The organism is Hymenobacter metallilatus, assembly GCF_003944705.1.
Lineage (GTDB): Bacteria > Bacteroidota > Bacteroidia > Cytophagales > Hymenobacteraceae > Hymenobacter > Hymenobacter metallilatus.
The window spans coordinates 1-13,592 of record NZ_RWIS01000004.1 but is presented as its reverse complement, the minus strand read 5'-3'; the positions used below and the strand labels follow the sequence as shown (position 1 = coordinate 13,592).

The window sequence follows — 13,592 nt, the reverse complement described above, 5'->3', positions numbered from 1 at the left end:
TATTGCGTGCTGATGTTGTTGGGAAAAGATCCTTATGCCCATCTGGCGTCCGCATGTGGTGCATCAAGCCAGAGACGGAGTGAAGGCGAAGCATCTCTACCGCTGGCTAATCAATTGCCTTGCAACGAAACAGCGGGGGTGGGGTATCGTCAGCACGCGAGATTCCTCCTGCCGTCAGAATGACGGTCTTATAAAATCAATCCACTATGCCACGTTACGCAACTGTTAGCAAAATCAGTTGATTACGCGCTGGAAAGTAGCATTTCGGTAACGAGAGGCTAACACTGAAATAACGCCCGACCAAGTCCTTTGCGGCATCATTTCACCAACTCCTTCTCCTGCTATGTACTCCAACCGTTACGCCTTCGTGCCCAAGCTGCCGGCCCTGCTGCTGCTGGCGGCGCTGGGGGCCTGCAATGATTCCGAAACCGAATCGAACCCCACCTCGGAGGTTGTGCTGAAGGCGCACTCCGTGAACCCGGCGCTGGTGAAGGCGCTGCCCGGTTTCGAGAGCCTGGAAATTCTGCCCCTCATCAGCTCCGACGACGTGCTGCCGGAGTCGCCCAACTTCATTTTCGGGGCTCAGCCCGACGGCTCGGGCCTGCTGAAAAATCCGAACGGGGAGGGCTACATCCTCCTCAATAACCACGAAATCATGTTCTCGGTATCCAGAGTGTACCTGGATAAAACCTTTAAGCCCACCAAGGGGGAGTACCTGCTCGACGGCGACGGGGGCAACTTCCGGCTGTGCTCGGCCACGCTGGCTACGCCCGAGGAGCACGGCTTCGGCCCGCTGTTCCTGACGGCCGGCGAAACCGACGGCGAAAGCATGGTCCACGCCCTCGACCCGCTGGGGGCCGTAAACAAAAAGGACCGCAGCCGCATGAAGCCGGCCCTGGGCCACGCCTCCATGGAAAACGCCGTGCCCCTGCCCAAAGATGCCTTTCCCGGCAAAACCGTCATCCTCATTGGTGAGGACAGCGGCAACGGCCAGCTGATTGCCTACGTGAGCAACACCGTGGGCGACCTGGACAACGGCAAGCTCTACATGCTGAAGCGTACCAACGCCGACCCGGTGGAAACCAACATGGTGGCCGGCCAGCAGTACGACGTGGAATTCGTGGAAATCGACAACGCCAAAACCTCCACTGGTGCCCAGATTGCCGCCCAGTCGGTGGCGAAGAGCGCCATTCAGTTTGCCCGCGTGGAGGACCTGGACTACCGCAAGGGCGGCAACGGGGCCGGCCGGGAGGTGTACTTCACGGCCACTGGCGTAAGCCAGTCGGATAAGGTGACGCCCGTAACCGGCTTTACCATGTGGGGCCGCGTGTACAAGCTGACCATGCAGGCCGATAATGCGCTGAAAGGTAAGCTGGAAGTGACGGTAGACGGTGCCGTGGACCCCGGCAACAGCATTGTGAACCCCGACAACATCTGCGTAACGAAGGACTACGTCTATATCCAGGAAGATGGGGACTCATTCTACGCCAACAACCGCCACGATGGCCGCGTGTGGCAGTATGGCCTTAGCAGCAAGCAGCTCAAGCCCATGCTGGAGATGAATCACCGCCGCACCGATGCCGCTTTTAGTGCCAAGTACAACAAGAGCAACGACCAGCGGCTGAGTTCCTGGGAGTACGGGGCCATGCAGGATATTTCGGACCTGGTGGGCATTCCCAATACCTTCCTGCTCAACCTGCACCCCCACACCTGGCAGGACGATAAATACCTGAACGCCGACGGCTCCAGCGAAACCCGCAACAAGAACAAGGAAGGCGGCCAGGTCGTCATCGTGCGCGGCGTGCAGCGGTAAGCAAGTTGCTGGAACTCCGGTGCAGAGGCCCGGCCGCAGCATCGGGCGGGCGTTACGCGGAGCATCACTCCAATATGCCGCGCACTGAGCGGCGGGAAGAATCCAGCAAGCTGATGTAATCCAGTCTCAACGTCAGCGCGCTGAATTTCTCGCAGGCTCGGAATGACGTGCTTACCTATCTACGCAGCCTCACCCCAACGCCTTTATTTCTATCCGGTTTCTATCCCGTGCTCAGCCCTCCGTCGACTACCGGCGGAGGGCTATTGCCGTCCGTTTCCGCGCTTCTGCTTTTTTTGCCCATGTTTCACCCGATTTTTCTCGCTCTCCGATCCTGCGCCCCGCTGCTGCTAGCGGCTCTGCTGGCCCTGGCCGGGGCATGCTCCCGTACCGGGGCTTCTTCGGTACCGCCCGCCGCTGCCAGCCCCGCCCGGCGGGTACAGCAGCACGTAGCCCGGGAGCTGGCCCGCCTGCACCACCACGTGCAGCACCAGCTGCTGCCCCTGGCCCGGCGCGGCACCGCCCCCGATTCGCTGCGGCGCAGCTTCCGGGTGGCCCGCCTGCTCTATAAGCGGGTGGAGCCCTTCACCGAGTACTACATGCCTGGTACGGCCCGCCTGCTCAATGGGCCGCCCATTGGGGAGGTGGAGGTGGCCGAGAACAAGGACTTTGAGCCCGGCGGCTTGCAGGTGCTGGAAACGCTGCTGTACCCGCGCTACGATTCCACCTCCCGCGCCGAGCTGGTACGGGAGGTAAAGGCTGTGCAGCGCGAAATCAGCAACGCCCGCACCCGCTGGCAGGTACAGGAGCTCTCCGATGCCCACGTGTTTGACGTGCTGCGGCTCCAGGTGTTTCGGGTGGTGGCCCTGGGCATCACCGGCTTCGATACGCCCCTGAGCCCTGCGGCTACCTTTCCCGAAACGGCCGCTGCCCTGGCTGCCCTGCAGCCGGTGCTGGCCTGCTACGAGCCGGCTCGGGGTGCTGCCGATTCCGTGCGGGCAGCGTATGCCACCGCCGGCCGCCAGCTTAGGCGGGCTGAGCAGTACGCCCACCGGCACCCCGATTTTGCGGATTTCGACCGGCTGGCGTTCATCCGTGACTATGCTAATCCGCTGGGCCAGGCGCTGCTGGCCTGCCAGGTGCAACTGGGTATCCGGCCCTTCGAGGAAGTGCGCGCCCTCCGCCCCGATGCCGCCACGCTCTTCGATTCGGCGGCCTTCAACCCCGATTTCTACGCGCCTACCACCCAGCACTACCGCACCGAGGCCCGCGTAGCCCTGGGCCGCCAGCTGTTCCATGATCCGGTGCTGTCGGGCAGTGGGGGGCGCTCCTGCGCCAGCTGCCACCAGCCCGACAAGGCCTTCACCGACGGCCTGACCAAAAACATTACCCTCACGCCCGGCGGCCTCGTGCAGCGCAACACGCCCACCATCCTGAACGCGGCGCTGCAGGCCGGTCAGTTCTACGATTTGCGCTCCGCCACCCTCGAAAACCAGGCCGCCGACGTGGTAGGCAACCCCAATGAGATGCACGGCTCCCTGGAAGCCGCCGCCCGCCGCCTCCAGCTCCGCCCCGCATACGTGCGGCAGTTCCGGCAGGCGTTTCCTGGCAGTGAGGTAGGAGCGGAGCCCACCGCCATTACACCCGTGCAGATTCAGACCGCCCTGGCCGCCTACGAGCGGACCCTGGTGCGCCTGAACTCCCGCTTCGACCAGCATATTCGGGGCCAGCGGGAAGCCCTGAGCCGGGAGGAAATCCGGGGCTTCAACGTGTTTATGGGCGCGGGCAAGTGCGGCACCTGCCACTTCGCGCCCCTGTTCAACGGCACGGTGCCGCCCGGCTTCACCGAGGCCGAGTCGGAGGTGCTGGGGATAGAAGCTGCGCCCAAGGCTCGTCGGCTCGATGCCGACCAAGGCCGCTACGCCCAGGTGCAGCTGCCGCAGCTGCGCCGCTCCTTTAAGATTCCGACCGTGCGCAACGTGGCTCTTACCGCGCCCTACATGCACAACGGGGCCTACCGCACCCTGGAGCAGGTAATTGAGTTCTACAACGAAGGCGGCGGCCAGGGCCGGGGCCTGCCCGTGCCCAACCAAACCCTGCCACCCGATAAGCTCCACCTCTCTGCCGCCGACCAGCGCGCCCTCAAAGCCTTCCTGCTGGCCCTCACCGATACGGCGGCTGTCCGGTAGCCGCCGGCGGGTATGTATCTTGCCGCTTTGTGTATTGTATTCCTTAGCGGCCATGCTACTTACTATCACCACCACTCATCAGCCCGCCACCGACCTGGGCTATTTGCTGCACAAGAACCCAGCCCGGCTGCAAACCCTGGACATTGCCTACGGCCAGGCGCATGTGTTTTATCCCGAAGCCACGGCGGAGCGCTGCACTGCGGCCCTGCTGCTCGACATCGACCCGATTGGGCTGGTGCGCAACCACCGGGGGCCGGCCGGGGAGGGGTTTGCCCTGGAGCAGTACGTGAACGACCGGCCCTACGTGGCCTCATCGTTTTTGAGTACGGCCCTGGCCAAGGCGTTTAACACCGCGCTGAATGGTACCTGCAAGGACCGCCCCAATCTGCCTGAGCTGCTCCTGCCGCTCGAAACTACGGTAGCGGCCCTGCCCGCGGCCAGCGCCGAGCAACTGCACCGCCTGTTTGCGCCTCTGGGCTACGCTATTGCCACTGAAGCGCACCCGCTCGACCCCACTCGCCCGGAATGGGGCAACAGCCGCTACTTCACGCTGCGCCTGCACCACCCGGCCCTGCGCCTGCGCGACCTGCTGAGCCACCTCTACGTGCTCATTCCGGTGCTGGACCGGGGCGACAAGCACTATTGGATCAATCGGGAGGAAGCGGAGAAGCTGCTGCGCCGGGGTGCCGACTGGCTGCCCCGGCACCCCGAACGGGAGTTTATCACGCGGCGCTACCTGCGTTTTGCGGAGTTTGTGAACCCCACCCTGGAGCGCCTGCTGGCCGTGGATGCCGAAGCCTCCGATAACGACGAGTTGCGGGCGGAGTTACTGACTGAGCCGGAACGGGCCAGTGCAGCCGAGCCGGCCGTCGATACGCAACAACCCGCCACGCCGTCGCAAAACCTGCACGACCTGCGCCTGGACCGGGTAGCGGAGGAAATCCGGCGGTTGGGGGCCAAGCGGGTGCTGGATCTGGGCTGTGGGGAAGGCAAGCTGCTGCGCCGCCTATTGAAAAACCCCGCGGTGGAGCATGTGTTGGGCCTGGACGTATCGTGGCGGGAGCTGGAGCGGGCCCGGCAGCGCCTGCATCTGGCCGAAATGGCCCCTCGTCAGCGGGACCGGCTCACCCTCACCCAAGGCTCTCTGCTCTACCACGACCCGCGCCTGGCCGGCTACGATGCCGCCGCCGTGGTGGAAGTAATTGAGCATCTGGATGAAAGCCGCCTGGCCGCCTTCGAGCAGGTGGTATTTGCCCGGGCCCGCCCCGGCGCCGTGCTCGTCACCACGCCCAACGCCGACTATAACCAGCGCTACGACTCCCTCGCGGCCGGCGAGTTCCGTCACTCCGACCACCGCTTTGAGTGGACGCGGGCGCAATTTGCCGCCTGGGCCACCGGCGTAGCCCAGCAGCACGGCTACCGGGTGCGCCTGGAGCCGCTGGGGCCGGAGTATGCCGAGGTTGGGGCTCCCTCGCAATTGGCCGTGTTTGAGCTGTAGATAATCAGGTCAAAACGCGCAGAACGGTGATACCTGATATAGGACTATGCCTAGACAGAGTTTGCTGACAGCAGCCGACAGGATAGATAGAAAGCTGCCATAGGGAAAAGTAGCCCGGAAATAGCAACAGGATTCGTAATTTTGAAGAATGTTACCTATTCCTGACGGGCTGCCTGCCCGGCTGATTATGTTGCTTTTGGCGCTACTAGCTACCGGGCCGCTGGTCCGGGCGCAGCAGCCGGCCGAATGGCAAACCTTCACCGACGCCCGCACGGGCTACCAGCTCACCTATCCGCACGGCTGGCAGGTGCACGAGGAGGAGGCTTCGGCCATGAGCTTTTACGCTGGTCCTACCTGGGCTGCTGCGCCGGCCGTGGTGCGCTTCACGGTGCAGCCGCTGCCAGCCAGCCGCGTAAACCTGTCGCCCCTGGCCCTTGGCCCCCTCGATTCGCTGTGGCAGGCCCTGACGGCATTGCCCCAGGCCCAGGTAGTGCAGCTGGAGCAGCACGAAGCCGGCGCTGTGCAGGAGGTTCGCTATGAGTATACCTTTGCCGACTCGGCGGGCCGTAGCCGGGTGCTGGGCCGGCGGCTGTGGCGGGGGGGGTACGAGTTTCAGGTGGAATACCGGGCCGCTACCACCCAGGAGGCCAGCTACCTGGCAGCCGGCCGCCAGGTGGTGAAGTCGTTTGCCTTTGCCGGGCCGGGCTTGCCCAGCCGCCGCTACGCCGACCAGCTTTGCGACGAGAAACTCTACGGCATTGCCGCCCTGCGCACCCATGATGGTATCTGGGAGGATGATTGCCGCAGTATTCATGAGTGGGCCGGTAGTGCCAGCCTGGCCGCCGCACCCACGGTTCACCGCAATGCTTTGCCGTTTCAATCCTACGCCCTGGCCAAAGGATTCGATAACTGCCTGTATTCCGTCACCAAATCCCCTACCGACCAGCCCGAGCGGGTGTACCGCTACAACCCCGGCACGCGCCGGGGCGAGTACACCGCCTGGGAGCTGCCGGCCCAGGGGCCCGGTAACGTCTGGATTTCGGCGGCTACTGACCGGCGAGGCGACTTATATTTCCAGACCAGCGACGCGCATTTACTGGTGCGCGTGAGCCCGGCCACCGATTCGGTGGCGGTGGTGTGGGAGGCGGACCCCTTACGCCGCGCGGCGTATTATCCGGCCATTGGGTTTGCCAAAGCCGGTACCCACGCCAACTTTGGCCTCGATGAAACCGGCACGCTCTACGAGGTGTACAGCACCGACGGGGCCCTGCTGAAAGTAGACCTGCGCACGCAGCAGCCCGCCCCCGAGCTATTTCCCCTGGATGGCCTCCCGGAGCAGGGTGGCTACAGCGACGTGCTGCTGGAGCAGGACAACACGGGCCGCCGTCGGCTGCTCCTGGCCGGGCCCAAATCTGTTTTTGAAGTAGACCTGGAGCACCGTCGGGCCACGCGGGTACGGCGCGGCACCTACACGGACCTGGCTGGCTGCAGTCTGTTCCGGCCCTCCGCCACCCCGCCCGCTGCCACTGCCTCCGCTGCTTTGAGCGTTTCGGCGGGCGCCGAGTGGCTGGGACGGGTGCTGGATGCCGTTACGCTCCGCCCGCTCCCGCAGGCCCAAGTACAGTTTATGGGGCCCGGAGCACCCGCCGGAATCCGCCGACTTACCGCGGCCGGGGAGTTTCTGCTGACTGGCCAACCCGCGCAGCTCTACCAGGTGCAGGCTCAGCTGGACGGTTACGTTCCTGCCGATACTACTTTCCGTCTGCCCGCTGGCCCGTCGGGTCAGGATATTGTACTTTGGCCCCTGAACACAGGGACTACGCTACGCCTCGACAACGTGCAGTTTGAGCAGGGCAAGGCCGTGCTGCTGCCCTCATCTGCCCCCGACCTGAACCGGCTGCTGGCCCTGATGGTAACCAACCCCCAGCTTACCATTGAGCTGCGCGGCCACACCGACAACCAGGGCGACCCCCAGCTCAACGTGCAGCTCAGCGAGCAGCGCGTGGCCGTAGTAAAAGCCTATCTGGTGAGCCACGGCGTGGCCCCCGAGCGGATTACGGGCCTGGGCCTGGGCGGGGCCGAGCCCCGCGCCAGCAACAACCAGGAAGCCACCCGCCGCCTCAACCGCCGCGTCGAGTTCCGCATTACGGGCGGGCGGTAGGCAGGTGCTAGTCAGACTTCAATGGCTTCTATTGGCGCTTCTATCCAGTAGTCAGGGGTTGAACTCAAGCGCTCAGTCAAGCAATCCAAAAACGCCGCCCTGTAAGAATCGGTGGATAAATAAGGCCAGCGAATCGGTAAGGAGGACCATTTCTCCATCCTGGCCCTGGCTCAGAATCCGGTAGCCGCTGCTTTCCGGTCGTATTTCCACCATCCAAAAATCAACGCAAGCGCCATACTCAGCAAAGAGGAATTGACGGGGCTGGTATTCTGCTTTAAAATGGAGTACTTCCTCGATTGGGGTGATGTGAAACAGGAATTCAGCTGACTTGAACCCGTTGCAAAAGGCGTAAAACTCCCGAAAGTCAGCCGGAAGGACTAAACCTAATGCTGCTTCGAGTTGCTGTAGCTGTTGCGCGCTGGCCGGCGGGTGTAGTGTAATGTCCGTCTATGGGAGGTTCGTTCTGAAGCTGTTTTATTCAACCAGATTGAATCATTTCATAGGGTAACTTTCCTAGTTCGTCGATAACGAATTGAGTATCCTGGGGGCAGAGAACAACGACCTTGCATAGTAGATACGCACCATTTGGTTCCGGTATATCATAGAAGCGAAACAGGGCCCTGTCCTCCACCAGCAGTACGGGTTCCTTCTGCGAGCCGGTATATGCTGTAAAATGCCAGCCTACCCGCTTAAGGTTGCCCAATACCTTATCGTAGGTTAACTTATTATGGAGCCAGGCAACACCAAAGAAGCGTTTTCTGGCTTTGGGCCTGATGCGCCACACCTGGATAATTAGTTGATACAGTTCCTGATATAAGTCTCCCCTGAAGTATAATTCAACGCCCTCTAAGTCCAGGAACGGGTAATTGGCCTGGCGGTGCCGCTGAATAAGTTGATAGGAATGGGAGAGCCGGTGAGCAATATCCTTCCCGTTCATGCCCCAGTGTAACGGGCTAATATTACCTTCTTTGATGATTTGCTCGAGGGATATTGGCATAGCTGAGTACAGAGATAAGGAGGAGTTTGCGCATTTTTACCACCCGTTATCTATCCAAAAGTCGCACAATTCTGGCCTCGGCACTTCTTATGCCCCAACCTGCTACCTCCCTCAAGCTTCCCGAACTTTCTCTGGTCCTGCTCATCGGCACCTCTGGGGCCGGTAAATCCACGTTTGCGCGGCGGCTGTTCCGGGCCACTGAAATTGTGTCGTCGGACCAATGCCGGGCGCTGGTATCAGATGATGAAAACGACCAGGCGGCTACTACCGATGCGTTTGCCTTACTACACTACCTGGTAGGACTGCGCCTCAAACGAGGCCTGCTGACAGTGGTGGACGCCACCAACGTGCAGCCCGAAGCCCGCAAAACCCTGGTGCAGCTGGCCCGCGACTACCACATACTGCCCACCGCCATCATTCTCGACGTGCCCGACCGCGTGGCCGAGGACCGCAACCGCCAGCGGGCCGAGCGTCAGCACCTGGGCCGGCACGTGGTGCCCCAGCAGCGCCAGCAACTGCGCCGCAGCCTGAAGTCGCTCAAGCAGGAAGGTTTCCGCCACATCTACCACCTGCGCGGCCCCGAGGAAGTGGACGCCGTGCAAACCATCCAGCGCGACCCGCTCTACAGCAACCGCAAGCAGGACACCGGCCCCTTCGATATCATCGGCGACGTGCACGGCTGCTACCAGGAGCTGGTGGAGCTGCTCACAGAGCTGGGCTACGCCGTGGAGGAAACGCCCGTACTGGATGCGCGGGATTTGGGCGTGCGCGTAACCCCACCCCCCAGCCCCCTCCCCGGTGGGGAGGGGGAGCCGAGTGATACGAGTAATAGTGATTACGCTTCTTCTACGTCTGGCACCCCTCCCCACCGGGGAGGGGCCGGGGGTGGGGTTTCACGCCGTGTCCTCTTCCTCGGCGACCTGGTGGACCGGGGCCCAGCTTCGCCCCAGGTGTTGCGCTTGGTGATGAGCATGGTGCAAAGCGGGCTGGCCCTGTGCGTGCCCGGCAACCACGACATCAAGCTGCTGCGCTATCTTAATGGTAAACAGGTCAACGAGAAGCACGGTTTCGCCGAAACGGTACAGCAGCTGGCCCTGGAATCTGACACGTTCAAAAGCCAGGTGCGGCAGTTTCTGGATGGGCTGGTGAGCCACTACGTGCTGGATGGGGGCAAGCTGGTGGTGGCCCACGCGGGCATGCGCGCGGAAATGCAGGGCCGCGGCTCGGGGGCCGTGCGCGCCTTCGCGCTGTTTGGCGAAACCACCGGCGAAATCGACGAGTTTGGCCTGCCGGTCCGTTACAACTGGGCCGCCGAATACCGCGGCCGGGCCATGGTGGTGTACGGCCACACGCCCGTACCCACGCCCGAGTGGCTCAACAACACCATCGATATTGATACCGGCTGCGTGTTCGGCGGCCACCTCACCGCCCTGCGCTACCCCGAGCGGGAGCTGGTATCTGTGCCCGCCGCCCAGGTGTACTGCGAGCCAGTCCGGCCGTTGTCAGTTGTCAGGAATCAGTTGTCAGTTGTTAGTGAAGGCGTAGCCGATAACCAGAACGAACTGACAACTGACAACCAACAACTAACAACTCAGCTAACCGCGCAACAAGCGCACGATGACCTGCTCGACATTCGGGATGTAACGGGCAAGCAACTCATCAAGACGCGCCTGCTGCCGTCCGTGACCATTCGGGAGGAAAACGCAGTGGCGGCGCTGGAGGTGATGAGCCGGTTTGCGCTCAACCCCAAGTGGCTGCTGTACCTGCCGCCCACCATGAGCCCCTCCGAAACCTCGGCCCTGCCCGACCTGCTGGAGCACCCCGCCGAGGCCTTCGACTACTTCCGCCGCCAGGGGCAGGAGCGGGTGGTGTGCGAGGAAAAGCACATGGGCAGCCGCGTGGTGGTGGTGCTGGCCCGCAGTGAGGACGCCGCCCGCCGCCGCTTCGGGGTAGTGGGCGAGGGGCCGGGCAAGGTGTACACCCGCACCGGCCGCAACTTCTTCACCGATGCTACGCTGGAAGTCGCCTTCCTCACCCGGCTGCAGGCGGCCCTCACGGCCAGCAACTTCTGGGAGCAGTTTGGCACCGACTGGCTCTGCCTCGACGCCGAGCTGCTGCCGTGGTCGGCTAAGGCCCAGCAGCTGATCAAGGACCAGTACGCCGCCGTGGCCGCCGCCGCTACGGCCGCCCTGCCCGAAGCCGTGGCCGTGCTCAGCCAGGCCGCCAGCCGGGGCCTCGACGGGGTAGAGGCCCTGCTGGCCCGCACCAGCGCCCGTCAGCAAGCCGCCCAGCACTACGCCGAGGCCTACCGCCGCTACTGCTGGCCCGTGGACAGCGTGGAGGATCTGCGGCTGGCCCCCTTCCACCTGCTCGCCACCGAGGGCCGCACGTACTTTGATAAGGACCACGCCTGGCACATGGAAACCCTGCGCGCCATCTGCCTCCAGGATGAAGGCCTGCTGCGGGCCACGCCCTACCGCGTGGTGCACTTGCAGGATATTGCCGACGTGGAAGCCGCCACCCAGTGGTGGCTAGACCTGACCGCCGGCGGCGGCGAAGGCATGGTGGTGAAGCCCTACGACTTCATCCCCGCGGGCCAGAAACACCTGGTGCAGCCGGCCCTCAAGTGCCGCGGCCGCGAGTACCTGCGCATCATCTACGGCCCCGACTACCTGCTGCCCGGCAACCTGGAGCGCCTGCGCGAGCGAAACGTGAAAAGCAAGCGCAACCTGGCCCTACGCGAATTCGCCCTGGGCGTGGAAGGCCTCGAACGGTTCGTGGCCGGTGCCCCGCTGCGCGAGGTGCACCAGTGCGTATTCGGCGTGCTGGCCCTGGAAAGCGAAGCCGTCGACCCGCGGCTTTAAAATAGATAAAACAACAAGGCCTGGGACAATTGTCCCAGGCCTTGTTGTTTTATCTATTTTTTATTTTTCTAACAAGTCTTCTTTTATCTATGTTAGTTATAGAGTTACTAATACTGTCATCACTCGCCTTTCCAGTGAAGTTTTTTTGAGCTTTTGAATATATTGTTTTGAGTCTAGTGTCAATGTCTTTTCTGATACCTTCAGGTAATTCATCGACTTTAAAATGCATATAATAGAGTATTTTTAAAATTATTCCATATTTCAATATAGGGGCTTTTATGCTTTCCATAGATTCGGATATGTAATCAATATTTTTTCTTAAATCAATGTCACTAAGTAGATACATTAGTATGAATAATTTAAATTGATTATTCGGAATTTCTGGTTTATTTAATTGTATATTTTTTATTTTACGTTTTATGATATTTTGCATGTTGCTTGCGCCAATCATGTCAAATATTCTGCTTTCGACAATAACGGGGAGTAATTGTTGCATTAATTGAAGGATTTTTTCATGTTGAGTCTTTCCTTCGTTGTCATTAATTTCTGTTAATTTAAGTGTTTGAAACATTTTTAATCCCCACTTGCATGTAGAATCGATAATGTAATCGAATATTTCATTTATTAGTTCTACATTGTCAATTTGGTCTGCATTTTTAAATACTCTTCCTAGTATATAAAGTGATTTCTCTAATGAAAAAATATCGTTGCTATCGAGTTCAACAGCGTCTTTTACTCGTACTTCGCAGTTGCGGTCTGCTAACATGATATTAGTTGAAATAGCATCATCTTCTAAATTATCTCTTTCTTCTTCAGAAAGTTTTTTGAATTCACTTACACCCTTTTTTATTAACTCATCATTAGGGTTGCAAGTTAAGGACTGTATAGAGCTTTCGATATTTATTTCGGCAAATTCTAATTGTACATTAGAGAATATATTTTTGGTTTTATTGTATATTCTCAATAAAAAATCTTCATCTCTTCTATTTGATCCAGCATACATTTCTAGCTCATTTTTAAAGCTTAAATAAGCAAAATTATCTTCAATTATTCTATTTCTGAAGTCTGCATCGTTTTTCATGTAGTAAGATAGAAAATATTCGAATATTCCATTTAATCTGAATGTGTAGCTTGAATCAGGATTTTGTTTTACTATTCCTTTCTCTTCAACATAATCCCATACTTTTCTGGGCTCTATGTCATTTCTGGGGTTTTTCTCTAAATACTTTTCTGTAAATATTATTATTTCTGAATATGACGCAGAATAAAATTTATCTGGTTTACTTAATAAGTACTTTGCTAAATTGGCTAAATATAATTTATAACTTTCAAATCCAAAGCTAATTTTATTTTTAACTAACTTTTCTCTTTCTAGTATTGATTCAATATATAGGTCTATTAGACCTACGTCATTTTGTATTGAAGAACTACTTTCTTTAAAAACCCACATGAATAATGATACGCTCCAAAAATCAAAAGGAATTGCGAGCATATTGAAAATATCTCCAATTTTTTTGACAATTTCAGTTTTATCTTCTGTGTCACCGTATAATTTATGAGCTAGTTCTTTTATTTGCTTTTTCTTCAATGTGTGAAAAAACACTTTTGTTACTTTTCTTCCATTTATAAGCAAGTCTTTGTATTTATTGTCTGGTGTTTCATTAGCGCAAAGTATCAGACGGATATTTGGATGCGCAGAAAGCACTTGCTGTAACCAATCTGCTGTATGTGCATTGCTCAAATCAATATTATCAATCAATAGGATCAAACTCTTGTCTTCAATTATACTGCCGGCATCTGCTTTGTTCGTGGTGTAATATGCAGCTATTTCTCGTTGGAGCTTGTCTTGATAATAAGATTCGTTAAAGGCATAACTTTTAGCATTTATATAGTAAGGCACTTGCTTGTGTTTAGAGTATGATTGTAAATATTCTAGTTGTATTTTCTTTAGAGCGTGTTTGGGAATTCAGACCCGATTGAGCGACATAGTGATGTTAGCTAGTAATAGCCAAGCAACATGGCTAGCGGGAGTGAATTCGTAATCAACGACCACGCGGCGAAAGCAGGCTAACC

At 58.3% G+C, this 13,592-nt stretch carries 8 protein-coding genes; 5 read left to right on the top strand and 3 right to left on the bottom strand.

What is annotated here, in order from left to right; translation table 11 throughout:
• Positions 1–343: 343 nt before the first annotated feature.
• The 4 genes from EI290_RS07505 to EI290_RS07490 all read left to right on the top strand — a co-directional run bounded on the left by EI290_RS07505 (position 344) and on the right by EI290_RS07490 (position 7,658).
• Positions 344–1,813, top strand: coding sequence for a PhoX family protein (locus EI290_RS07505; RefSeq protein ID WP_125428314.1), 1,470 nt, complete (start codon positions 344–346; stop codon positions 1,811–1,813).
• A gap of 299 nt (positions 1,814–2,112) precedes the next feature.
• Complete coding sequence (locus EI290_RS07500; protein WP_125428312.1) at positions 2,113–3,999, top strand: cytochrome-c peroxidase; 1,887 nt, start codon at positions 2,113–2,115, stop codon at positions 3,997–3,999.
• A 52-nt stretch (positions 4,000–4,051) separates the two neighbouring features.
• Positions 4,052–5,497 (top strand): 3' terminal RNA ribose 2'-O-methyltransferase Hen1, encoded by a 1,446-nt coding sequence (locus tag EI290_RS07495; protein WP_125428310.1) that lies wholly within the window; start codon positions 4,052–4,054, stop codon positions 5,495–5,497.
• 148 nt (positions 5,498–5,645) lie between these two features.
• Complete coding sequence (locus EI290_RS07490) at positions 5,646–7,658, top strand: OmpA family protein (protein WP_125428308.1); 2,013 nt, start codon at positions 5,646–5,648, stop codon at positions 7,656–7,658.
• Positions 7,659–7,730: 72 nt separating this feature from the next.
• Here the strand turns inward: EI290_RS07490 and EI290_RS22985 are convergent, their stop codons facing one another.
• Positions 7,731–8,099: an SMI1/KNR4 family protein gene (locus EI290_RS22985; protein ID WP_125428750.1), complete on the bottom strand. Its 369-nt coding sequence runs from the start codon at positions 8,097–8,099 to the stop codon at positions 7,731–7,733.
• Positions 8,100–8,136: 37 nt separating this feature from the next.
• Positions 8,137–8,655: a hypothetical protein gene (locus tag EI290_RS07480; RefSeq protein ID WP_125428306.1), complete on the bottom strand. Its 519-nt coding sequence runs from the start codon at positions 8,653–8,655 to the stop codon at positions 8,137–8,139.
• 89 nt (positions 8,656–8,744) lie between these two features.
• Here EI290_RS07480 and EI290_RS07475 point away from each other — a divergent pair, with 89 nt between their 5' ends.
• Positions 8,745–11,519 (top strand): polynucleotide kinase-phosphatase, encoded by a 2,775-nt coding sequence (locus EI290_RS07475; RefSeq protein ID WP_125428304.1) that lies wholly within the window; start codon positions 8,745–8,747, stop codon positions 11,517–11,519.
• Positions 11,520–11,568: 49 nt separating this feature from the next.
• Here EI290_RS07475 and EI290_RS07470 read toward each other — a convergent pair whose 3' ends face one another.
• Positions 11,569–13,419, bottom strand: a complete 1,851-nt coding sequence (locus EI290_RS07470; protein WP_125428302.1) for an STAND family AAA ATPase — start codon at positions 13,417–13,419, stop codon at positions 11,569–11,571.
• Positions 13,420–13,592: the final 173 nt, after the last annotated feature.